This is a genomic window from Carboxylicivirga caseinilyticus (genome assembly GCF_050589785.1).
Taxonomy (GTDB): domain Bacteria; phylum Bacteroidota; class Bacteroidia; order Bacteroidales; family Marinilabiliaceae; genus Carboxylicivirga; species Carboxylicivirga caseinilyticus.
On record NZ_JBNGOX010000050.1, the window covers coordinates 1 to 24,187 of the forward strand.

The 24,187-nt window shown below is 36.9% G+C and carries 18 protein-coding genes; 6 read left to right on the forward strand and 12 right to left on the reverse strand.

Annotated features, from left to right (window positions below):
- Nucleotides 1–331: 331 nt before the first annotated feature.
- The 10 genes from ACRD62_RS19460 to ACRD62_RS19505 form a co-directional block, all read right to left on the reverse strand.
- Nucleotides 332–889 carry a hypothetical protein gene (locus ACRD62_RS19460; protein ID WP_430821789.1) on the reverse strand — a complete coding sequence of 186 codons (558 nt, stop codon included), beginning with the start codon at nucleotides 887–889 and terminating at the stop codon, nucleotides 332–334.
- A 153-nt stretch (nucleotides 890–1,042) separates the two neighbouring features.
- Nucleotides 1,043–3,346 (reverse strand): TonB-dependent receptor plug domain-containing protein, encoded by a 2,304-nt coding sequence (locus tag ACRD62_RS19465; protein ID WP_430821790.1) that lies wholly within the window; start codon nucleotides 3,344–3,346, stop codon nucleotides 1,043–1,045.
- Nucleotides 3,347–3,377: 31 nt separating this feature from the next.
- Nucleotides 3,378–3,872 carry a YfiR family protein gene (locus ACRD62_RS19470; RefSeq protein WP_430821792.1) on the reverse strand — a complete coding sequence of 165 codons (495 nt, stop codon included), beginning with the start codon at nucleotides 3,870–3,872 and terminating at the stop codon, nucleotides 3,378–3,380.
- A 342-nt stretch (nucleotides 3,873–4,214) separates the two neighbouring features.
- Nucleotides 4,215–4,418, reverse strand: a complete 204-nt coding sequence (locus ACRD62_RS19475) for a YwbE family protein (RefSeq protein WP_430821793.1) — start codon at nucleotides 4,416–4,418, stop codon at nucleotides 4,215–4,217.
- A complete protein-coding gene (locus tag ACRD62_RS19480; protein ID WP_430821794.1) occupies nucleotides 4,418–4,939 on the reverse strand; it encodes a YkgJ family cysteine cluster protein in 522 nt (173 codons plus the stop codon). The genes ACRD62_RS19475 and ACRD62_RS19480 overlap by 1 nt, the downstream gene beginning before the upstream one ends.
- Nucleotides 4,940–4,993: 54 nt before the next feature.
- The gene (locus ACRD62_RS19485) at nucleotides 4,994–5,737 is read right to left on the reverse strand and encodes a glycosyltransferase family 2 protein (RefSeq protein ID WP_430821795.1); all 744 of its coding nucleotides are present in this window, start codon (nucleotides 5,735–5,737) and stop codon (nucleotides 4,994–4,996) included.
- A gap of 19 nt (nucleotides 5,738–5,756) precedes the next feature.
- A complete protein-coding gene (locus ACRD62_RS19490) occupies nucleotides 5,757–6,638 on the reverse strand; it encodes a hypothetical protein (RefSeq protein ID WP_430821796.1) in 882 nt (293 codons plus the stop codon).
- Nucleotides 6,639–6,671: 33 nt separating this feature from the next.
- Complete coding sequence (nadB, locus tag ACRD62_RS19495; protein WP_430821797.1) at nucleotides 6,672–8,243, reverse strand: L-aspartate oxidase; 1,572 nt, start codon at nucleotides 8,241–8,243, stop codon at nucleotides 6,672–6,674.
- 96 nt (nucleotides 8,244–8,339) lie between these two features.
- Nucleotides 8,340–10,031: a hypothetical protein gene (locus tag ACRD62_RS19500; protein ID WP_430821798.1), complete on the reverse strand. Its 1,692-nt coding sequence runs from the start codon at nucleotides 10,029–10,031 to the stop codon at nucleotides 8,340–8,342.
- Nucleotides 10,032–10,045: 14 nt separating this feature from the next.
- Complete coding sequence (locus ACRD62_RS19505) at nucleotides 10,046–11,248, reverse strand: DUF4249 domain-containing protein (RefSeq protein ID WP_430821799.1); 1,203 nt, start codon at nucleotides 11,246–11,248, stop codon at nucleotides 10,046–10,048.
- A gap of 182 nt (nucleotides 11,249–11,430) precedes the next feature.
- Here ACRD62_RS19505 and ACRD62_RS19510 point away from each other — a divergent pair, with 182 nt between their 5' ends.
- The 6 genes from ACRD62_RS19510 (at nucleotide 11,431) to ACRD62_RS19535 (ending at nucleotide 21,980) form a co-directional block, all read left to right on the forward strand.
- The gene (locus ACRD62_RS19510; protein WP_430821800.1) at nucleotides 11,431–12,135 is read left to right on the forward strand and encodes a hypothetical protein; all 705 of its coding nucleotides are present in this window, start codon (nucleotides 11,431–11,433) and stop codon (nucleotides 12,133–12,135) included.
- A gap of 12 nt (nucleotides 12,136–12,147) precedes the next feature.
- Nucleotides 12,148–14,925 carry a TonB-dependent receptor gene (locus ACRD62_RS19515; protein ID WP_430821801.1) on the forward strand — a complete coding sequence of 926 codons (2,778 nt, stop codon included), beginning with the start codon at nucleotides 12,148–12,150 and terminating at the stop codon, nucleotides 14,923–14,925.
- Nucleotides 14,926–14,982: 57 nt separating this feature from the next.
- Nucleotides 14,983–15,357 carry a hypothetical protein gene (locus ACRD62_RS19520; protein ID WP_430821802.1) on the forward strand — a complete coding sequence of 125 codons (375 nt, stop codon included), beginning with the start codon at nucleotides 14,983–14,985 and terminating at the stop codon, nucleotides 15,355–15,357.
- A 68-nt stretch (nucleotides 15,358–15,425) separates the two neighbouring features.
- Nucleotides 15,426–17,663, forward strand: coding sequence for a TonB-dependent receptor domain-containing protein (locus tag ACRD62_RS19525; RefSeq protein WP_430821803.1), 2,238 nt, complete (start codon nucleotides 15,426–15,428; stop codon nucleotides 17,661–17,663).
- A gap of 66 nt (nucleotides 17,664–17,729) precedes the next feature.
- Nucleotides 17,730–20,081 (forward strand): penicillin-binding protein 1C, encoded by a 2,352-nt coding sequence (pbpC, locus tag ACRD62_RS19530; RefSeq protein ID WP_430821804.1) that lies wholly within the window; start codon nucleotides 17,730–17,732, stop codon nucleotides 20,079–20,081.
- A gap of 183 nt (nucleotides 20,082–20,264) precedes the next feature.
- Nucleotides 20,265–21,980: a S41 family peptidase gene (locus ACRD62_RS19535; RefSeq protein ID WP_430821805.1), complete on the forward strand. Its 1,716-nt coding sequence runs from the start codon at nucleotides 20,265–20,267 to the stop codon at nucleotides 21,978–21,980.
- Nucleotides 21,981–22,031: 51 nt separating this feature from the next.
- Here the strand turns inward: ACRD62_RS19535 and ACRD62_RS19540 are convergent, their stop codons facing one another.
- On the reverse strand, nucleotides 22,032–23,477 hold the full coding sequence (locus tag ACRD62_RS19540; protein WP_430821806.1) for a DUF5723 family protein: 1,446 nt from the start codon (nucleotides 23,475–23,477) through the stop codon (nucleotides 22,032–22,034).
- The gene (locus ACRD62_RS19545; protein ID WP_430821807.1) at nucleotides 23,461–24,081 is read right to left on the reverse strand and encodes a hypothetical protein; all 621 of its coding nucleotides are present in this window, start codon (nucleotides 24,079–24,081) and stop codon (nucleotides 23,461–23,463) included. Before ACRD62_RS19545 ends, ACRD62_RS19540 begins: the two co-directional genes overlap by 17 nt.
- Nucleotides 24,082–24,187: the final 106 nt, after the last annotated feature.

Sequence of the window (24,187 nt, forward strand, 5' to 3'; positions counted from 1 at the left end):
CAAAAGTGCCTGTTTTCGGGGTTTTGTTACACTTTTAAGATAGTGATAATTACTTAATTATCAAAGAAATAAATCAACTTCTGAATATCCCTAAATAGAATAATTGGACTTGATTAACTATCTAAAAACACCAGCCCACAACACGCTGGCATTAAGCATGGCTGGTTTTGCTCGTCCTGACACCTTTATGCAGCAAACGTAATAGTTAATTTTTAGTCGTCCTAAAATAGGCTACACAACATACATTACAACGATTATAAATAAACCCCTGACAGTAACACCATCAGGGGTTTGTTTCTTTTTCTTATCACTAATATTATTGACAGGCGTTTCAACTATACTTTTTAATCAGTATATGAATACTTTTTCTGGTTCTGATTCGCTTAATCTCATCCACAAACCACGCCTGTGCTTTAAGCTGGCATTCGCTCATAATGGCAAATAATTCCTGAACCTTTTCAATTTCATCTTCACAATCAAATTGTGGTGTTGAATAATCTGATACAATTTTATGTCCCAAATCATTTCTAAGGTCTCCTAAATGCCTGGCTGCGTTAACCAATTCTGATTTACATTCAAATTCAATTGAGTTTTCAATTAGTTTTAAGCTTTCTGAAAAACCCACCCTTGTTTCCATCTTCTTTGAAAACCTGATCGGATAAAGAGACCCTCTTATTATTAAATCGCAATACCTAACCACAAAAGCCAGGATCTCTTCTGTTATCTGGTAATAGATAAATAAAGAGGTAATTCTGGCTTCTATGCTATTACTTTTATTTAACGTATCACTTGCTACCTTTTCCAATTCACTAATTCCGCGCATATAGTTTTCAAACATATATACATCCGGATGAAGTAATTCCTCTATTAACTCTTTTTCATAAAACATATAAAAAATATTAAAGGTGAAACACTCATATAAATTAAGAAATTTCAGGGGTTAAGCAAAATTATTCTAGGCTAAATATAATCAGTGATGCAATAAATAGAAGAAAGGCCATCCGTTGATCAGATGGCCTTTCACAATCATATTTAAACGGAATTAAAAGGTCAGATTGCAACCCACCAAATAGCTAATACCTGTTTGGTCGGTAAATAAAAATTCCTGCGACTTACTATTGGTTATATTCCTAACATTCAAATAAGTATTTAACCAACCGTTCACCTGGTATGAAGCCTTCATGTTACAAGTAAATTTAGGATCAATTTGAACCCATTTAAAATCCTGTCCTATTGAGTAGAACGTTTTTTGTTTTGAATAGGCATAAAATGAGGTATTTAAATTCCATTTCGTACCTGGTTTATAATTGATGTATCCACCACCATAAAATTTAGGAGTATACTGGTGATCGAATGTTAGATATGCCGGAGTTGCATTTAAATCAAGCCCATTAGCACTGTTACCGGTAATTCCTTCATAAAAAGAAGTTTCGGTTACTTCATAATTCTCAAGCTGAGTATGCTGATATGTAGCAAACAAAGACGCATTTAACTTTTCGTTGTGCACATATTTTAATCCAGCTGTCAAACCTAATTGATTTGCCTTCAAATCAATATTCTGCACACTTTCAGTTATCACCGTGTTCGTTGACTCCGGATCGTTAACCAAGCCCATATCTTTAGTCATCTGAGAAAAGTTGCTTGATTGATTATAAAACAACGACATATCAGCCTGTAGTTTTCTTCCTATTTTTTTGCGCATCCCCAATTCAAGCATTGTCATCTCCATGGGCATCAAATCTTTATTACCCAACTTATACATCGTCATTCCTCCTGCCTGTTGAGTTTCATCTCCCATACCTGCCACATTAATGGTTTTATCCATATAGGTATTTAAAACAAAAGGCCCTGTATTTGCTCTGGATGCAACGGCCCTGAATATAGTTGATTCATTGGCTTTGTATGAAGTTGAAAACTGATAAGATGTATAATCATCGTCTGTAGCTGTAAAATACCCCTGAACCAATGCTCCGGTTAACCTCAATTTTCCCCAGGCTGTATAATCCAATCGAAGGCTTCCCTGCACTGTTCCCAGATCCACAGATCCATTTAATAACCCCTCATTTGCATCGGCATCTACATAAGCCTCATCAGAATAAATGGCATAGTCGGCTTCAATACCCGGACGAATGTTCAAATTCTTTAGTTTGAAATTATAGCCCATTTTACCATTTAATTCAGTATAGTCATATTCATAACCAGCCATTCCCTTAATCGCATTTAAACGACCTGTTATTGCTGAAAAATCCGCTTCGAACTTGCCAGATGTAATGTTTAAGTTGTTGCTGAAAGAATTGGATTCACGCGTTGATAATACCGATCCAATATCCATATAAGAGGTTTGTGACGAAGACTGCTGATAGGAACCCATGTAATTTAAGCGGGTTTTATCAGAGAATTGATAATCAACACCCAGATTAATGGCACCTTTGTTTACCCCTTGCCAGTAATCCTCATTTAAACCAGTGGCTGAAAACATATCATTCATTCCTGCATTAATTCCTCCAATCTCACTTCCGGATACATAGGTATCATTATAAGGAATATAATAGCTATCCTGAAAACGGTCTGCTTGCTGGTAATTTGCTGAAAGATTCAAACCAAGTTTTCCTTTTGAGTACGATACATTACCATATCCAATAGCCGAATTATGACTACCCCCCTGTACATCGGCACGGGCATGAAATCCTTCTTCGGTTGATTTTTTTGTGATTAAATGAATAACACCTGAAACAGCATTCGGTCCATAAAGGGCCGTTGCGGGTCCGTAGATAATCTCAATCTTTTCCAAATCCTGAATGGTTACCGGTAGATTTTCCCAGAATGTTGCACCTAAAAATTTGTTATAAACCGGACGGTTATCAATCATTACCAATGTTGTTGAGTTTACCGAATTGGAAACATCTGATCCGGGAGGAAGGAAATCGTTTCCACGGATATGGACGTCGTAATTTCCGTTAGTTTTCTCACGAACAATGATACCTGGAGCTAATCTAAGTGCTTCCGGTATATTTCGGGCTCCTGAGTTTTCTAATTCTGCAGAACTGATTACAGTGGTTGCAAGAGTTGCCTCAAATAAATCTTCTTCTTTTTTAGATGCTGTCGACTGAGATGGATTCAAAATCAATTGGTACAATTCATCAATGGATGAAACCTTAAATCGCTTAACCAGCTCAATCAAATCTTCAAACGGAATCTGAAGCAGGTCATCCTGAGTCAATTTTCTCATTTCATCAAGCGACATTTCGCTGTAATGAATTATTTTTTCTGTATCCTGCGCCAATACTGTTACCTTACCTACAGTTACCAACGCTACTAATATCAATATATATTTTACCTTATTCATAATGATTGAAACTAAAAAATGATGATGCGAATTACTCTCTTACAATACCCAGGTTAAGAAGTGAACCAGATAGTTGTAGCTGATGTGATTTGATTACGGTTGGAAATATCTCAAATTCAATTTTACTGCTATTATCAATAAAATTGATTCCACCTCCGGTTAATCCGTTTTTATCTGTGATTACCAGTGTAGGTCGTTTTGCCACAGATTTATCCACCTCATTTAGTTTTGTACTTGACGAACGATCGAGATACAAAATGTGATACATTTTATCAGATAGTTCATCCGGACTGACATGCACAACTTTTATCGTGTTACCGAATAATTGCTTCTTTCCAGCAATTGATTCCAGCTCCTTATGCATTTCTTTATTTCCAATAACCCCAATAACAAATTCACCCGACAAATTAGGCCATTCAATTCGTTGAGCAATGTTATACATGAACAGCGCCTGAAACTTGTAATTTTGCGCCCTAACAACTCCCAACAAGCAGAGCAGCACAATAATTGTTAAAAGTTTTTTCATAGACATAATTTTATTCCCCTTTTAATTTCGTTGGATATGACCAACCTGTTTTAATGGGTACAAAACTGTCTACAATGGTTTTCTTCCAGAAAAGAATTCAATCAACAGCAATAACTTCTCTACCTTATGGTTGGTAGATTTATCACTTACGTTCGTTTAAAACTCTTATCCTTTTGTTGATTTCTAAGCGAAAAGGGAAACATTTATATAACGTCTATTGTATAAATGATCCGTTTTTTATTTTTGATGCAAATATGACAATAGTATGTGGAAATGATTGGACGTACAATTAAGCAACTAACCTCTGTAAATTAATCGAACATACGATAAGCTTGCTGAAAATTACTCTTCAATAATCTCTTTTACCCTTCCAACCTGACCATCTTCGAGTCTTACTTTTATTCCATGAGGATGAAACGAACTTTTAGTAAGTATATCTTTCACCACTCCATAAGTCAGATCCCCACTTCGCTGGTCTTGTTTCAATACAATGGCTACTTCAATACCAGCCTTAATATTTTTTCTTTCTTTTCCGCTTTGCATCATTAACCCATTATATTTTTTAAAGGAATCAGATCTTTCTCCGAATAATTTAAGCCTGGATTGGCTTCTAGATATGCTTTATTCAAGACAAATAACTTACTGTTATAGGTATCTTGCTCAAAAATATTTTCATCATCAAAATAGTCATCCTCAACATTGGTAAAATTCAAATGACAAAAAGATAATTCCCATTCATCTCCCGCTTCATTCATATTAACCAGTGGAAAACCATGTGTACGACAAATTATGGGGCGTGCATTATAAATGGTACAGGCATGATTCTTAAGGTAGGCACAAGCTCCTTCATCATTTTTTTGTCTATCTGCCTTTAATATTTCAGGATATTCTTTTTCAATCTGTTTTTTGATTGCATCAAATTCAACAGGAAAAACATCAAAATCCAGACAGCATAAATCACAACCTTTCTTGCATGCCATATGGTTTTGATGTTCATCCCAAAGATAATCTACATAACTATCTATTTCATTGCGCAAGGCATAATAGCTATCTAATTGCTCGCTCATCCCTCTATCTTTTTTTGCAAAGATAAGGGCAATCCGGGAAAGTAAAAAAGAATACTAGAAGCGCTTATGTTTTATTACATAACTAAAAAATCGAAATGCGATAGGTATATGGTGCATAATAGTAGAACCTAAACCAAAGTAGCGATGCATAATAACGAAGCGTTCTTTTAAACCTGGAATAATGTTTTGTTTGGTTATTCCTCCGTCGAGAAAGCGCGAAAGTACCCTATTACTGTTTACCACTTTTTGTGCCTTTTTGAGCGCAAGCAAACACCATTCAAAATCCGCAGAAAAACGATATTTAGTATTATACTTTTCGGCAATCTTTGCAGACACAATGATAGACTGATGACTAACAAGCATGCCATTTTTAAAATCATTCCAGCTAAGGGTTGCCGGCGGTTGCAACCGTCGTTCTCCAATAACTTTTCCTTCTGCGTCTATCATTACAGTATCGCCATAGTACACGTCGGCCCATGCATCATTTATAAATAAATTGGATAACGTTTCAGAATCATAAATCTCATCACCCGAATTGATAAACCAAAGGTAATCGCCTGTAGCCATTTCAACACCTTTGTTCATGGCATCATACAGACCATCATCCGGTTCACTGATCCACCTGGCAATACATTCTTCGTTAGCTTTTATAATATCAACTGTACTATCGGCAGAACCTCCGTCAACAACAATATATTCAATATCGCTATAGCTTTGACAAGCTATACTGTCAATGGTCTTCTGAAGGGTTTCTTCTCCGTTATAAACGATCGTAATAATGCTAACTAAAGGATTCAAAATAACTTATCTTAAGATGTCAATTCTTTCGTTTCAAAACATTAAAAAATTCTTTCAACAGATCCTCTCTATACCTTGTTATCAATCGTGGATTTATAAAGATTTTTCCATTACCTTTTTGAATCATTTGCTGATGGAAGGCAACATGTTCACACAGCACCTGTACTTCCGCATCGTTATTATCCATGGCCATATAGCGACAACCCTTCACTGCATCAAACTTATAAATTGCCAAGCCATTAAAACCGGATGCCACCGGAATAAGCGGATGATTTTTTTTAAGGAAATTCCATTTGATGCGATTGGATTCGATAATCATTTCAGTTTGAGGTCGCTCATCACCTACTTCTCTTAAGGCATAAGTGTCATGAAAAACTCTTTTCATTCGCTTATACAAAAACTTTGTCCCGTTTGCCACCAATGCATCCCAGGAGTAATTTTGTGCAAATGAATGAATTATACCCTCCACATCAAAGTAATTAATATCCAGATCGATCACCATCATGTAATCAAACTGAACCTTCAACTGATCCAGATGATCGAGATACATATTTCTAAACCTCGACATTTTTTCAATTCTATGACGCGAATAAAATGGATTAACTCCATCCTGTGTTTTACGGGGGATTGTTATTTGTTGGGTATCCTCACCAATAACATGAACATCATCAGACTGGTTTTTCCAATTAGCCAAAACTGTTTTGGTATCGTCCACACTATCATTTTCAACAACGATAACTGCCGATTTCAGGAAATTAGAGCGAAGCTTTTCGATAACAGGAATATTTATCTGTAATTGTCTTCCACAGTCTCTTACAATGGAACATATCACCAGAGAAGACTCATTCATCCTCTTTAAACCTAGTTGCCTTATTTGCTCTAAATCATTTGTGAAACCCATATTTATTTTGTGTATTCTCCTTAATTGAAAAGATTAATCTTCCAATTTATCCGGATAATCAATGGTATAATGTAATCCGCGACTTTCTTTTCTTTTCCTGGCCATCTTAATAATCAAATAACCCACATTGATCTTGTTTCGCAAGTGACAAATTTTTTCAGAAACTTTTGAATCCTGAAATAGGTTTTCTGTTTCGCGATACAAAACTTCCAACCTGTCATAAGCCCTGTTTAAGCGAATATTGGAACGAACAATACCCACATATTTACTCATAATCTGCTGCACTTCCCTGTTGGATTGAGTGATCAGAATCATCTCCTCGGGATGAGAAGTACCTTCATCGTTCCAGTCGGGTATGCGCTGATTTATTTCAATATTTTTAATGGCTTCGGCAGCATCTTTGGCCGCAGCATCAGAAAAAACCAATGCTTCTACAAGCGAATTACTCGCTAAGCGATTGGCTCCATGCAAACCCGTGCTGGCACATTCTCCGGTAGCATACAAATGATTTACTGAACTGCGACCATTCAGGTCCACCTTGATTCCTCCACATAAATAATGTGCCGCCGGCACAACGGGTATCATATCCTTTGTAATATCAATACCCAAATTCATACATTTATTATAAATTGTTGGGAAATGAGCCTTTGTTTCTTCAGCCGGTTTATGGGTTACATCCAGATAAACATATTCGTCACCCGACATTTTCAATTCATTATCAATGGCCCTTGCCACAATATCCCTTGGCGCCAGACAGCCACGCTCATCATACTCTTCCATAAATTCCTCACCATTCAATCGACGAAGAATACCACCATAACCTCTCATTGCCTCGGTAATCAAGAAAGATGGTCGTTCGGATAAATTATATAATGAAGTGGGATGAAACTGCACAAACTCCATGTTTTCAATAATCCCTTTTGCCCTGAAAACCATTGCAATGCCATCACCTGTTGCAATCAACGGGTTAGTGGTTGTTTGATATACACTACCAATACCTCCGGTTGCCATCATGGTAGTTTTGGCCAGAATGGTTTCGATAGCTCCGGTTATTTTATTCAAAACATACGCACCATAACACTCAATGTCCCTCATCCACGGCTCAGTGACCTTGCCCATATGATGCTGGGTAATAATATCAACAGCAAAATGATATTCTAAGATATCAATGGATTTATGAGAACGAACTTCTTCAATTAGTGCCCGTTGAATCTCAGCTCCTGTATTGTCTTTATGATGTAATATCCGATGTTCTGAGTGACCACCTTCGCGGTGCAAGTCATACAAACCATCTTTGTTTTTATCAAAATCGGTTCCCCACTGAAGTAACTGTTTGATTTGCTCAGGAGCTTCGGCTACAACTTTCCGAACGGCTTCAGTATTGCATAACCCATCCCCTGCAATCAAAGTATCACTAATATGTTTCTCAAAGGTATCAGGTTCATACATCACCGATGCAATTCCTCCCTGTGCATAAGCAGTATTGGTTTCTTTCAGTTCGGTTTTACTAACAACCGCAACTTTACCAAATTTGGCTACTTTCAGTGCATAACTTAAACCTGCAATCCCTGAACCAATAACCAAAAAGTCGTATTCCCTTTTCATTATTTCTTAGGTTTCAAACCTTACAAAGGTATAAAAAGATTATGCCTTATCGGATATGATGTAAAAATGCTACAGAAAAATTTATCGGGCCAACATTTATCTAACCGTAAATTCAATACTCTTGCGATACGTTTTCCCTTTCGAGTCAATACCTTCCACCATAACAGTGTAATCACCAGTGTCATCGCAGGTATAGAACTCCAATTCATTGTTTCCTACAGACAAATCAACAGTTCCAAAATACAATACATTCCGATAGTCAGCCAAACGATTCTTTTTCTTCTCTTTTGTTGAATAATCAGGAGAAACATATGTATAGGATGGATGATAACACTCACGAGCCTGTCTGAATATTCTGTTATCAAATTCCATCGCGCCCATATTACCATCGCGCGTATAAAAACACAACAAACGGCCAAGTTTTTCCTCTTCCAAATAATAGTCCAGATTCACCAGATCAATATGATCCAACTCTTCAGGGTTGATTGCTAAAACACTATTAATATTTTTAACAGGCACACCGTCTACCAATGTCAAAGTTTCGCCATCTCTGGGATAATATGTTTTCGGTTCAAATGTTTTAAAATAGTATTCCCCTTTGTGTTTACGCAAACCCACATAAGGAACAATTTCTTTTATAACCTCCTCGATGGTCGGCAGTTCAATAAATTTATCAATCGACACAAAAATTTCAGCTTCACCATAAAATGGCGGTGGCACATCAATTGTATCCTTGCCACTTCCATCTTCTCGATAAGCAGAATAAATGGTATTAACCTGCATATTGATAATCGTTTTGTTCAGGTCAGCAACCTTTTCTTTTGAAATCAATAATGGAGCCATTCGCTCATCAGGATAATTCTCTGAAAAACCAGGATCGAGGTTTACCTTGTAGTTGATTGCACTTGTATCTAATTTAAGTGGCTGAATAACCATTTCACGTTTACCATACTTATTAACTACAAATCGAAATCGTCCTGATGTATCTGTTGTCGAAAATTTCATTATTGGTTTATCACCCACAAAACTCAACATCATTTTTTCTCCCACAACGGCATCACCTGTTTCTAAATTGGTAATAGTACCCGTAATAAGTTCACCTTCCACTTCTGGCAAAAGGATGTCACCCTTATGACTCTCAATTATTTCAGATTGTTTACTTTCGGCCTTTTTCGACAGTTCAGGCTGTACCTCATCATATAACAAACAAGACTTTACAACCGATACTGTCAGGTGATTATATTCTGAAAGCTTTGATAAATCAAGTGTCACCTTGCTACGATTTCTATAAGCCGCACTGTTAAGCTTTAACATGGGCTGTAAATCAGATTGATTCGATTTGACCAGGCTACTGTCCTTACTTTGATTATCTGCAATTACTTCTCCTTCCGGTAGTGATTTCCTGGCAAAAGGATTAACCACCGAAATCATTTTATAGGCAAAGGGTTCATTATCCAGATTTCTCATCCATCTTGTGTAGGCCCGCAGAGCATAGTTTGCTGTTGATATCGTGTCCGGCAATGTAATCAATGATGTTACTTCCCCATCCTCCAATCTGAGTTTTTGTTGCAAAACGGGTTTAAACTCTTCATTTAATAACTCCAGATAAACTACTTTGGATAAATCGGAGGTTTGTAGATTTTCCTGATTAAGATTCACAATATTCACCCACAAATCCTCACCACCAATGTAATAATCCCTATCGGTACGTAATACAATTGTTTCCTGCGATAAGATACTTTGAGACAGAAGTATGGTAACTAAAATAAAAGTAATTTTTTTCATCATTAATTCAGATTAGGTTATTCTTCTTCCCAGAAATTCGGTGGATTGATCGCTCCCCTCACTGTGCAATCCGAACATATTTGACTCGATAACAGCATAGCAACAACAGAAAATCCCATCTCATCATAAATAGGATCATAAAAATTCCAGTTGCCATTTACCACTTTACCAACATAAACTTCATAAATTGTATTGTAAGTAATTCCATCAACCGTTGCCGTGTCGAGCGAACAATTATCATATATACTATACATTGGCACATCAAAATCCTTTATATCATCGGTATTAATGTACAAACGTTTTGACACAACTGATCCGGTTTGAAAATATCCTAATACAGGCTCACTTTCATCATTTAAATTTTGAATATTACCTACCAAAGAAAAGGGTTGCTTGGCAAAAACATCACCAACAGCCTCTGTTGATTCAGATAACTTCCTCCAGTATTCATATTCTTCTCTTGAGATAGATAGTTGTTTTACATTAATCGAATATCTTATTGTCAAGCGGTCGTTTAATCCGGTAGTAATAAAATTGATTTCTCTGCTGTTAATATTACCTCCAACCTGATCTCCGAAGGAATAAACATTGATATTATTGGATGAGTTATGTTTCCAACAATAATAATTCTCAATAGGTAATTCAACTAATTCTTCATCTTCATCAAATGCATATCTTTCAGGGAATGGTGTTTTAAATTTCCAGTCTTCCTCGTATTTCCATCTGACGTATGCACTTTCACTGGCAGATCCATCAACGTAAATGCTAATTCCTACATTCTCATACTCATCATTCTCGTCCCATTCGGTATTCTTACTAAAATAGACCTTGTCAATTTCGGTTTTTGCCAGAATCTCGCATTCATCCGATTGATAGGTATTCCCATCAGAAGTCTGGATGTGTAACGTAAACTTATCACCTTGTTTCACAATCAACTCTGTACTATCCGACTTATAAGTTCCAGGACTGAATTCTGCAAAATAATATTGCTGACCGGTTGCATTGGTCACATATACCGATGCTCCTGATTCATATGGAGATTCTTCTTCGATATTGGTTGTAGAGCGACGAAGTAAAACTGTATGAGCCACATTTTCATCGGTAATTAAAGCATCTACTACCAATAAATTATCATAGCCATCAATATTCAGACTATATGGTTCAATACAGGAATAGGCAATTAGAATGAGAACAAAACCAGAAATGATTTTCCGAAGCATGATAGATTATTAGGTTAAAGTTGAGTTGGTGTATTCAATATCACTTCAAATCTGACAAAAAAAATTGGATTAACATAGCAATGCATTTAAAAATGTAATATTTAACACATCATACCCTTGTAAACCGATCAGTTTTTTTAAATTTGTCTCCCTAACACACTCTAACCTATTCTCCAACACCTATGTTAAAAAATATCTTTTTCTGGTTCATCATAACAAGCTCAATTTCTCTGCAAAGCCAGAATAAACGTGTGATTATCAATCAAACCGACTCAATCAGAAATTTTTACTATTCTGAATCTTACAATCCTGATGATTATCTGAACGGCAAAGAATACAAAGCCTATTATAATCCAACAACCACTTCGCCCCTGTTGGAAAAAACTTTAGGTGAAGGAACTATTTTTAATAAAGGAGTTGCATACAACAAATTAACGATAGCTTACGACAGAAACCTGGATGAATTAATTGTAATGCCAGGAAAATATGTTTCAGATAATGTTTATGTAAAAATAAATAAATCTGAAGTTGACTCGTTTTATGTAAATTTTGAAAAGAGCCAGTATCTTTTTATTAATCGAAAATCGGATACTGTTTTACCAAAAGGTTTTTACGAGATTCCTTATAAAGGTAGGCACGAATTGCATGTAAAATATACAACCAGCAACTTGTATCATGATGGTATTTTGACCTATTATCCAAAAATAGAAAGATACCTGATCGAAGAAGAAAATTGCTTCCTTATAAAAAAGAAAAAGGACTTATTAAATGTCTTTTCTGAAAACAAAAAAGAAGTTCGAAAAAAAACTCGATCCTATCACACTCCCTTTAAAAATCTAACCAATTTTCAGTTTACACAAATTCTCAAATTTGCTGAATCGCTTTAACCTGACCAATCAATGAAAAAAGCTTTAATACTGGTATATTTCACTATACTCGCACTTTCGGGATTCAGTCAATCAACAGAGATTGTAACCGATTCAATTTCGTTTGATCAATCCATCGAATATCTTGAAAAGAACTCAGGCTATCACTTTTTTTACAGCCCAGAGTGGAGTAAGGATATATATTTTAAGGACTTCCCCAAAAATATTGCGCCAGAAAGTGCCATTAGGTGGATTGCACAAAAAGTTGCACTTAACTATTCCATAATCGACGAAATAAATGTTGTTTTTCTGAAAGACTATTCACTAAAAACAAACTATGCTGCAACCTATCTGAAATACCTCGATCAGAAGGAGGCCTTTGTACGAGATACCATCCAATATGAAGCTCCGAAAAAGCAAATTGATGAGGAAGTTGAAATAAGCAAAGAATATCAATTATTTACGATTGGTAGTCCTTCGAAAAACACCTATACAAAAACTGCCACTCTTAGTGGTAAAGTTTCAGATATTGAAAATGGTGAAGCTTTGGTTGGAACAGTAGTATACATTGAGGATCTGAAGAACGGAACTGTCTCTAACATGTACGGTCATTATTCTTTTACCATACCTAAAGGAAGGTACAAGGTTGAGTTTCGTTCTGTAGGGATGAAAACCACTTACCGAAATATTGTAATTTATTCTGATGGCAACCTTGACGTCGAGATGAGACAGGAAACAACGGCTCTTAAAGAGGTAACAATCACTGCCAAAAGTGAAGATCCGGTTCGTAACCTTCGAATGGGTATGGAAAAAATATCCATGAAAACGCTCAAACAATTACCATTAGGTATGGGTGAACCTGATATCATTAAAAGTACCTTGTTACTTCCAGGTGTTCAGAGTGTAGGGGAGGCATCCAGCGGTTTTAATGTTCGCGGTGGAAGTACAGATCAAAACCTGATTCTATTAAATGAAGCACCTATTGTAAATACCTCCCATTTCTTTGGATTTTTCTCGGGTTTCAACTCCGACCTGGTTAAGGATATCACACTTTATAAAAGTGGAATACCTGCCAAATATGGTGGCAGAGTATCATCTGTGATGGATTTGACTCTAAAAGACGGCAATCGCAAGCATTTTAAAACATATGGAGGTATCAGCCCGGTATCCGGACGATTGATAGCGGAAGGACCTCTGAAAAAGGATAAAGGTTCATTTATTATTGGAGCCAGAACCACTTATTCTGATTGGGTTTTAAACTTGCTTGACGATGCTAAGCTGAGTAAGAGCAAGGCCAAATTTCATGATCTTCAGGGTAATTTCTCTTACGACATTGATGATAAAAACAGCATTTATCTATCAGGTTATTACAGCTTCGATAATTTCGATTATTACACCGAAGATGCCTTTGAGTATTCAACCATGGCATCCACCCTTAAGTGGAAACATATTTTTAGTCCGAAGTTATTCTCAACCACTTCGGCTATGGTTAGCAATTACGAATATAATATTGAATCAAGAACTGATTCAACTCAACTTAATTCGGTGAAGTACAACCTGAATCAATATGGTTTTAAATCAGATTTCTCTTACCGCTCAAGTCAGAATCATAAAATTGATTTTGGATTAAACTCAATTTTTTATCAGCTATCTCCGGGAACGCGCACTCCAATTGGTGATGAGTCATTGATATCTGCTAAAACCATTGAAGACGAACGGGCATTGGAGGCTGCACTGTACATTAGTGACGAATTTGATGTAACCCATTTCATGTCTATTTCAGCCGGATTACGCTGGTCGTTTTACACCAATTTTGGTCCGAAAACAGAATATAATTACCAAAACGGTTTACCAAGAACGGAAGAGTCCATTGTTGACACAACACATCATTCATCCGGACCAATTAATTTTTATTCTGGTCCTGAATTTCGCTTTTCATCCAACATCCGCTTGAGTAATACAAGCTCCATGAAAATCGGTTATAACCGAATGTATCAATACATTCAGATGATTTCAAATACTGCAGCAATGTCACCTACCGATATCTGGAAACTAAGCGATCGTTATCTGAAACCACAACGTGGTGATCAATTCTCTATTGGATATTACAAAAAGCTCCGAAACAACACCATAGAGGCTTCTGTTGAAACATATTACAAATACCTGAAAAACATTATTGATTACAAGGGTGGAGCTCAGCTTACCATGAATGAACATCTGGAAACGGATGTTTTAAACGGCATAGGAAAAGCTTATGGAGTTGAAGTAATGCTGCAAAAGAAGACTGGCAAACTAACCGGTTGGATTAACTATACCTATTCGAGAGTACAGCATAAGATTGATGGAAATTATCAGGAAGAAAAAGTGAATAACGGTGACTACTTCTCTGCTAATTACGACAAACCACACGATTTTAAGTTTGTAACCAACTACAAGCTGAGCAGGCGTCTTAATGTTTCAAGTAATTTCTTTTACAGTACAGGCAGACCATTTACAGCTCCGGTTGCCTATTACGATTTAGGTGGATCTCAACGTATTTATTATTCCGATCGTAATTCATTTAGAATGCCCGATTATATCCGGCTTGATTTAGCGGCTACGATAAACGGAAACCTGGTAGCTAAAAAGTTAAATCATAGCTCCTGGACTTTTGCAGTTTATAATGTTTTGGGGAGAAAAAATGCATATAATGTATTTTTCCGAACAGAAGGAGATCAGGTAAAAGGTTATAAGATGTCAATTTTTGGTCAACCTATTTTTACTGTCACTTATAACTTTAAGTTATTTGGTAATGCCAAAGATGATTTTTAACGGCTAAAGCAAACAATGGGGAAGTATTATTGTTAAAAAGCAAACTATTTCCCCGGCTTGAAGAAAATCCTGATCATATTGCTATCTGTTGCCAGCCTTGTAGCCTCGTTACACTACAGTGTTACACTGCTGATATTTAAAATAAATCAGGATTATATTACTCAAAACCTATGCGTTCAAAAAGATGTTGAGAACAACACCTGTCAGGGCTGTTGTCATCTGAAAAAACAATTGCAAACTCAGGAAGAGCAAAAATCAGCTTTACCTGAAAATTCAGATCGCAAATTAGTAGTTGATTTCTTTATTATTAAAAAAACATCATTATTGCCTGATAATTCAATACAAAAAGTGAATTATAAACCCTATTGTTTTGCTCCGGTTTCACTTTACGAAGCAAGTATCTTTCACCCTCCTAAAGAATTGCATCTGTAACCAAGTACATTCTTTTTTCAATACACTCAAGTGTATCCAATAGTATTTCAACAACTAATCATTCAAATATGAATAGAATTATTCAATGGTTGTTGCTGGCTTTTATTTGGCCTGCACTATCATTTGCACAAACTATTTCCCTGATTGATCAGCAACATCATACACCCATTGCTAATGCCTCGTATAAATATGGCAACATACATGGCACATCAGATAGCGATGGTAAAATAACAGTAGACATAGATGATCAATCAACATTATACCTGTCGCATGTTAACTATGGTCAATTGGTAATAACATCAGATCAATTAATATCCATCCTTAAGGATGGCAAAATAATCTGGAAAAAACAGATCTTCGAACTTCAGCCTATCAGTGTTATTGCTTTGCATCACTCAATGGATGATTCTTTAATCATTGTATGTGACGATCAGAACCGGTTGGCACATGATGTTTCTTCTGTGTTGGCTCAATTACCAGAAATAGCATTAATTAAAAAAAGTGGAAGTTACGGATTTGATCCGGTCCTTAGGGGATTTAAATACGATCAGCTTAATATTGTTTTAGATGGAGCGCAAAGTGCCAATGCAGCCTGTCCCAATCGGATGGATCCTCCAAGCAGTCAGATACCAGTTAACATGTTATCTCAGATTAATATTCTTAAAGGACCTTACTCACTCAGGTACGGAACCGGAATTGGTGGAACTATCAATTTTAAGACAGAACCAAGCCAATTTGATTCTACCCAACTCATTTCAGGGCGGATATCCGGCGGTTATGAAACCAACGGAAACATTAGCCGAAGTGAAGGTTTGGTTAAGATTAGTCAGAAGTCATTTGACCTCAAATTCTACGGCTCTGTTTCAAATGGTAATAATTATAAAGATGGTGATAACAATGAGGTTCCGTCCTCGTTCTACAGAAACAACTTTGGAACTATTGCAGGTTTTAAATTATCAGATAATCAATCTTTAAAACTCAGCGTCAGTCATAACTATGCAAAAGATGTTGATTTTCCTGCTTTAGCAATGGATCTGCGGAAAGACGACACGTGGCTTGGAAGTCTTAACCACACTATTAAGTTTCGAAAGAAACTGGTAGAATGGAATACCAACATTTATTCAACCTATGTTAATCACCTGATGGATAATTACGATAAGGTTATTACACCTCGCATGGCCGATGCTGTTACAGATGCTAAAACCTATAACTTTGGTGGAAGAACAGAAGGGAAATGGCAATTAGGCGTTAACCAACTATATGTGGGTGCCGATTACAGAGGAGATAAAGCAGAAGGCCAGAGGAGCAGAACATTTTTAATGGGACCCAATACAGGCAACACTATTTATGATAATGTTTGGCAGGACGCTTCAATTGACCAAACTGGAATTTTTGCTGAGTTCAGACATAATCTTAGTAACTGGCAATTGGTTTATGCAGGTCGATTGTCATTAAATCAGGCTAAATCCGGCAATCCCGATGCATATTTCGAGACGCTGTATGAAGACATAGAATCATCTGACCTGAATAAGTCTTTAAGTATCGGTCTGAGCAAACAATTGCTCTCAAAGGTAAAAGCTGAGTTATGGCTCGGCCGTGCCGAGAGAAGCGGTAGTTTAACGGAACGATACATCAATTTTCTGCCCGTAGGTGTTGATCCATACGAGATGTTGGGTAATCCTCTCCTCTCTTCAGAAAAAAATAACCAAATGGATGTAATACTCAATTACCATTCAAAGGCAACCAGATTTCAGGTTTCAGGATTTGTTTCCTTGGTTAATGATTTTATTTCATCTGAAATCAGAGCTGATCTGAATCCGAAAATGGCAACTGCACCGGGTGTGAGGCAATACATCAATATTGATGCAGCATTATTAAAAGGCTTTGAGCTGATATGGACACAGAAGATTGCTTCTAACATCAATCATCGCTTAAGCATGGCATATACACATGGTACAAATAACGATACTGATGAGGCTTTACCAGAAATCCCACCAATGGATTTTCGCTATTCACTGCAGGGATTATTTCTGAATAAAAAATTGCAGCCCGAAATACAATTTCGTCATGTTTGGAACCAAAGTAGAATTGCAACAAGCTATGGTGAAACAGAAACTCCTGCTTTTAAACTGGTTAATTTATCGATTGATTACACCATAAATAATCATTTTGAGGTAAATGCAAGTGTCAATAACTTACTTGATGAAACCTATTACGAGCATCTGACTCGTTCTGTCAGTACTGGAACATCGGCAATAAATGCTCCCGGACGAAACATGATATTCACGTTGGTTGCCCGGTGGTAGGATAAAAACCTGACAGGAGAAAACTTCTGTTAGGTTTTTTCTTTTTTACTTTTAATTTTGATTTCCATGAAAACGGGTAAATCATTTTTTAAAAGCAAAGTCACATGGACAATTCTTGTCTTGTTACTCTTGGTCTATTATTGGAGCTTACCCGAAAAATTATTTGACAGTCCATACTCAACCTGTATCAACTCAGAAAACGGAGAATTACTTTCCGCTCATATAGCTGATGATGGACAATGGCGATTCGAAGCTGGAGATTCCATTCCATATCGATTTAAAGAATCAATTCTTCTTTTTGAAGATGAATATTTTTATTACCATCCCGGATTTAATCCTGCTTCTATGCTGCGTGCCTTGCTTCAGAATTTAAAAAGTGGCTCTGTACAAAGTGGTGGCAGTACTCTCACCATGCAGGTAATCCGAATGGCTTTTAATAGAGATCGTACCCTCTGGAGTAAATTAATTGAAACAATACAGGCAACCCGACTTGAACTCAGATATTCGAAAGATGAAATATTACAGCTTTACTCAACACATGCTCCTTTCGGAGGAAATGTAGTTGGCCTGGAAGCTGCATCCTGGCGCTATTTTGGTCGACCATCCCATCAGTTATCATGGGCTGAGTCAGCTCTTTTGGCTGTTCTGCCCAATGCACCATCGTTAATGCACCCCGGCAAAAATCGGTCACTATTACTCAATAAGAGAAATCGCTTACTTGAAAAACTTCTCAATCATCATGTTATTGATTCAACCAACTACTACCTGTCACTCGAAGAACCACTCCCTGATAAACCCTTAGCATTACCACAGTTGGCTCCCCACCTATTAAACCAACAGATGAAATTGTATGATGGGGGCACCATGCACACAACGCTGGATGTAACTATGCAAAAACAAAGCAATCAGATTGTTGAAAAGTTTTACAGGATTTACCGCCAAAACGAAGTTCATAATATAGCTGCGTTGGTCGTGGATAACAGATCGAAGAAGGTACTAGCTTATGTTGGAAACTGCAATTCTCAATCGGATGACTATGGTCATGATGTTGACATAATTCAGGCCCCAAGAAGTACCGGAAGTATTCTCAAACCCTTCCTCTATGCGGCCTCTCTTGATGATGGAATTTTACTTCCCCGTATGCTGGTTGCTGATATTCCAACTTATTACAGTGATTTTGCACCTAAAAACTACACTGAGAAATTCGATGGTGCCGTTCCTGCACATACCGCTCTTTCCAGATCTTTAAATATACCCGCTGTCCGATTATTGGATGATTACAGGGTCGAAAGATTTCATGCATTATTACAGGAAATCGGTTTAACGACCATTAAACGAGCTCCATCGCATTACGGCTTATCCCTTATTTTAGGTGGAGCCGAAGCAAATCTTTTTGAATTAACCTCTGCCTACTCATCCATGGCAGGAGTGCTTTCATATTTCACCCAAAACAACAGCATATATACAGATAATGCCTATCAGCAAATAGCCATCAATCACTCAACAGAAAAAAAGACAGATACCAAACCCTTACAGACACCGATACTATCGGCAGGAGCCATTTATCATACCTTCGAGGCATTAACCAATGTACAGCGTCCGGAAGAAGAAACCGGATGGGAAAACTTTACATCAGGAAGAAAAGTTGCCTGGAAAACCGGAACCAGTTTTGGTCATCGTGATGCATGGGCCATTGGCGTTACACCCGAATATACAATTGGGGTTTGGGTGGGAAATGCCTCTGGCGAAGGTAGGCCGGCAATTATTGGAGGTAGTGCCGCCGCACCGGTTATGTTCGACTTATATCGTTTGCTGCCGCCAACTACATGGTTCGATATACCATACGATGATCTGCAACCTATTGAAATATGCAGAGAAACAGGTTTTAAAGCTTCGATAGATTGCCTTCACACAGACACAATGTATGTTTCTTTGGTAGAAAAAGATCTTCCGGTTTGTCCCTATCACAAAATTGTTCACTTATCTGCCGATGGCAATTTTCAGGTTAATGCAGGTTGTTATCCGGCTTCGAAAATAATACATAAATCATGGTTGATATTACCTCCTGTAATGGCCTGGTATTACCAGGCTAAAAATCCGTCCTATAAAAAACTACCTCCTTATCTCGAAGGATGTAAAAATAATGATGAATCACCTTTGGAAATTATCTATCCAAAACCAAATTCATCACTGATAGTACCAAAAGAAATTGATGGTAAAATTGGACGCATTATCTGTAAAGCTTCTCATCAGGATAGATCTGCTATACTATTTTGGCATTTGGACAATGAATATATAGGTAGTACTCGACATATTCATCAGGTAGAAATATTACCCGAACCAGGAAATCATCTTATAACCATAAGTGACGATAAAGGAAATGTGATTGACCGTACTTTTATCATCGCAGCACCCTAAGCGGGTCTGTCAAAGTCATATCAAAAGCAAGTTAAACTTGAGTTAAAATTTAAGATTAGTAAAACAGGAAGCCAAGTAATTAAACGGAAATATTAACTTTGCTTTTACGGCTTTATTTAAACGAATTATTTAAGATAATTCCATTTACCCGAAAGATCATAAAAGATAAGAAACGCATTGTATATGAAGAATTTTGTGAGAATGCCTAAAGTTAAGTGGACAGCTGCAATTGCTGTGGTCTTCGTAATGCTTTTTGGTTTATACAGTTTTAATGACGACAAACGCAATTTTGAAATCATTAAAAACCTTGATATTTACTACACTCTGTTTCGTGAATTAAACAGCTATTATGTAGATGAAACACAACCAGAAAAACTGATTACCACAAGTATCAACGAGATGCTTGAATCATTGGACCCTTACACAACCTATATACCTGAATCGGACATGGAAGATTTCCGGTTTATGACAACAGGTGAATATGCTGGTATCGGATCACTGATCTCAAAAAGAGGCGAACATGTTGTAATCGCCGAACCCTATGAAGGTTTTCCTGCTGCCAAAGCTGGTTTACTTGCCGGTGATAAAATCCTTGAAATTGATGGTAAAAATATGGTTGGCAAAAGTACTCCTGATGTTAGTGATTTGCTAAAAGGTCCGGCTAATACCTCATTAAAAATAAAAGTGGATCGTCCGGGTGAGAAAAAACCATTAACATTTGAATTAACCCGTGAGAAAATTCAGATTAATGCTGTTCCTTATTATGGAATGGTTGATGATGAAACAGGCTTAATTATTCTAAATAATTTCACTCAGGATTGTGCTCGCGAGGTTGAAAAAGCATTTCTTGATTTAAGAGACAGACAAGGTGCTAAAAATGTTATTCTCGATTTACGGGCTAATCCCGGAGGTTTATTGGATGAGGCTGTTAAAATAGTCAATCTGTTTGTTCCTCAGGGCATGGAAGTGGTGAGTACACGCGGAAAAGTGAAACAATGGGACAAAACATATAAGGCTACCCGCCAGCCTATCGATACGGTGATGCCTATGGCCGTGCTTATCAGCAGAGGTTCAGCATCTGCTTCAGAAATTGTATCGGGTGCATTACAAGATTTAGATAGGGCAGTTATTATCGGGCAACGTTCATTCGGAAAAGGATTGGTGCAAACCACCCGTAACCTATCGTACAATGCCAAATTAAAGCTTACAACAGCCAAATACTACATCCCTTCCGGCAGATGTATTCAGGCACTCGATTATACAAACCGTAATGATGATGGCAGCGTAGGTCTTATTCCGGATTCATTAATCTCGGAATATAATACATTACACGGACGTAAAGTATACGATGGCGGAGGTATATCACCGGATATATTGGTTGATGCTCCAAAATATTCGAATATTACTTTTGCATTGGTTGCGCAACAAGTGATTTTTGACTATGCCACAGAGTTTGTTTTGGAAAACAAGAGCATTGCTCCGGCAAACGAATTTACCATTGATGATGCTACCTACAATAAATTCATTGAATTTGTAAAAGCAAAAGAAGGATTTAAATACACATCACGTTCTCAGGAAAAACTAAAAGAATTGATCGAATCAGCTAAAAGAGAAGACTATTACTCAAAGGCTGAGGATGAATTTAAAAACCTTGAAAACACACTTAAGTTGGATGTTGCGAAAGACCTGAAGTTATTCAAAAGCGAGATTGAAGAATTGATGGCAATGGAAATTTCCAAAAGATATTACTACCAGAACGGAGCCATTTTAGTTGGTTTGCAAAAAGATGCAGAATTGGCTAAAGCCAAAGAATTGCTAAAAAACAAATCGCAATATGATGGCTTACTAAGTGGTGAGATTTTAAGTCACGCCGGAGATAAACGATCGATGAAGAATTAAGATTAAAACATATATAAGATTAGCCGGATGCATTAGTATCCGGCTTTTTTATTACCAGGCTCGCTTCTGTTTTGTGAACGGATTATAATAACATGGTAAGGCCTGAATTCCTTTATTTGGCATCCTGTTTTTATTTTTAGGATCGCATGATGGAATAATACTGATACCAAAACGCAGATTAACTCCTCGTGCTTCACTCAGATTAAAAAACGAGAAAAGATTGTCTGAAATGGCATGAATGTGAATTACTCCTAACTTAGCACCTATGCCTGCACCCACATTAAAATAATCCCCATTCATAACAGAATACGAAAGTGATCCATTCAATATTTTATAATTATAGGTATTTGCTGATAAAGTTAAAGACGAACGAAAGCGGTTACGATAAAACTCATTTCTAATAACCGCTCCGGTATTAATATGATCAGTTAATACTCGGGTTAATCCCACATACATTTGCGGAACCAGAGGCGAAACATAACCTGAAGAAGTAGGTTTTGGAACAAACATGTTTTGCAAACTATCAGTGATATTCGAAATATAATTTGGATTATCAAAGTCACTCCCACTATCTGTTCCGCTATATTGAAATGATCCCGCCGATTCAAAATTGTTAACATCACTTGTCCAGTTGATAAATCCAATATCAAGCAAGCTTCCTGATAAGGTCATCCGGGAATTTAGTTTGTAGATAAATCCAAAATCAACCCCAAGCCCAAGGTTTCGATTGTTCATCATGTATTTTAACCAATCAATATCCTCCTGCACAGCTATATCAGTTACAAATCCTTCTTCATCGGTTGTTACTTCTAAAGGAAAAGATGTATTAACTTTTGAATCCAGGTTTAAATCCAGAGCAAAATTTCGATCATTTGTGTATAAACCTCCCTTGGTAACCGGAGTATAAACATTGCCTTTTCCAAAAAGCAATTTACCTCTTATTCCCATCTGAAATCTCTCACCCGTTTGTTTGGCCCATCCAACCGCATACTCACGATAATGATTCACATTTAAACGCAAACCACTTAAGGATGCACTGCTACCAGTGAATGCCGGATAATTACCTTCCCAAAACAATTTTGCGGTATTCTGATTGATGGTATTATAAGTATAAACCTTTTCAGTCAAAGCAAATGTCCAGTAGGAGCCTTTTAGCCACATCCCAAAATACAAAGGTGTATAATGAGTTTCAACTGCAATCAATTCATGTCCTCGCATATTATTAATAGCAGCATCAGGATTGAAATAAAGCGAATCGTTTACACTTCTGAAAAGATCCTTTGCTGCAAATGCAGTATTAGAATAATTAAGATGTAAAGAGGATAATGCTGGCACTCCAATAACCATAGGACATTCAGGAGTTACGGCAGGATTTACAAAATTTGCCTGTGGTAGATCATGCATCAGAAATAGAGTTAAGTTTTGCTGAGCTCCAACATTAACTCCCATAACCATGAAGAGAATCAGGTTGAATAATCTTTTATAAAGAACCTTCATTGAGCTCAAATTTAAGTTCAACCCTTACACCAACAGAACTCTTAATTGAATATTTATTGAAATTAAGGCGTACTTCATTGGTCAGAATAAGATCACTGACTTCCAGTTCAATTATAATGCGATCTGCTGCATACAAACCATCCAAATGATCTGTTATTTCAACGAAAGATGTTTCCTTGGATTCTTTTGTTATCACTCCAGTATCATCAATACCGGCAGGTTCAACCTCAACACCTCCGGCTGGAGTGAATTCAACTGCATTGAATGAATTATCAAGATAATAAAGCCGAAGAATACCCTTGGCTGGAAATCGATTAACAATATCGTAATGTAAAAATGCTTTCTGAATATATTCGCGTGATTCAAAAGAATCATTCAAACTAAAAAATAAAGTATCGTTTAAAACAACATCAACAGGAGTTAAATCCCCTATCATTGGTATCTCTCCAGGTATTTGATAGGCATTATCAAAATCGTATGAAAACGATCCTACGGGCAAGGCAATTGTGGGCTCATAAACTACCTCATCAGAGATTTTATCATACTCCATCCCAACACAGCCAAACAGCAGAAAAACAATCAATATGATCAAGGTAGGTTTCATGATCTACAATTTAACTTATACACGTAAATGTAGGCATAATATTGCCTTTTTAACTGACTTTGTCAACCCATTATTGAACAGAGATCATTATCAGATGTTTTGTTGA

Coding starts and splice junctions, on each gene's coding strand:
- ACRD62_RS19460 (WP_430821789.1), bottom strand. CDS start 889: ATGTTTTATGAAAAAGAGTTAATAGAGGAATTACTTCATCCGGATGTA.
- ACRD62_RS19465 (WP_430821790.1), bottom strand. CDS start 3,346: ATGAATAAGGTAAAATATATATTGATATTAGTAGCGTTGGTAACTGTA.
- ACRD62_RS19470 (WP_430821792.1), bottom strand. CDS start 3,872: ATGAAAAAACTTTTAACAATTATTGTGCTGCTCTGCTTGTTGGGAGTT.
- ACRD62_RS19475 (WP_430821793.1), bottom strand. CDS start 4,418: ATGATGCAAAGCGGAAAAGAAAGAAAAAATATTAAGGCTGGTATTGAA.
- ACRD62_RS19480 (WP_430821794.1), bottom strand. CDS start 4,939: ATGAGCGAGCAATTAGATAGCTATTATGCCTTGCGCAATGAAATAGAT.
- ACRD62_RS19490 (WP_430821796.1), bottom strand. CDS start 6,638: ATGGGTTTCACAAATGATTTAGAGCAAATAAGGCAACTAGGTTTAAAG.
- nadB (WP_430821797.1), bottom strand. CDS start 8,243: ATGAAAAGGGAATACGACTTTTTGGTTATTGGTTCAGGGATTGCAGGT.
- ACRD62_RS19500 (WP_430821798.1), bottom strand. CDS start 10,031: ATGATGAAAAAAATTACTTTTATTTTAGTTACCATACTTCTGTCTCAA.
- ACRD62_RS19505 (WP_430821799.1), bottom strand. CDS start 11,248: ATGCTTCGGAAAATCATTTCTGGTTTTGTTCTCATTCTAATTGCCTAT.
- ACRD62_RS19510 (WP_430821800.1), top strand. CDS start 11,431: ATGTTAAAAAATATCTTTTTCTGGTTCATCATAACAAGCTCAATTTCT.
- ACRD62_RS19515 (WP_430821801.1), top strand. CDS start 12,148: ATGAAAAAAGCTTTAATACTGGTATATTTCACTATACTCGCACTTTCG.
- ACRD62_RS19525 (WP_430821803.1), top strand. CDS start 15,426: ATGAATAGAATTATTCAATGGTTGTTGCTGGCTTTTATTTGGCCTGCA.
- pbpC (WP_430821804.1), top strand. CDS start 17,730: ATGAAAACGGGTAAATCATTTTTTAAAAGCAAAGTCACATGGACAATT.
- ACRD62_RS19535 (WP_430821805.1), top strand. CDS start 20,265: ATGAAGAATTTTGTGAGAATGCCTAAAGTTAAGTGGACAGCTGCAATT.
- ACRD62_RS19540 (WP_430821806.1), bottom strand. CDS start 23,477: ATGAAGGTTCTTTATAAAAGATTATTCAACCTGATTCTCTTCATGGTT.
- ACRD62_RS19545 (WP_430821807.1), bottom strand. CDS start 24,081: ATGAAACCTACCTTGATCATATTGATTGTTTTTCTGCTGTTTGGCTGT.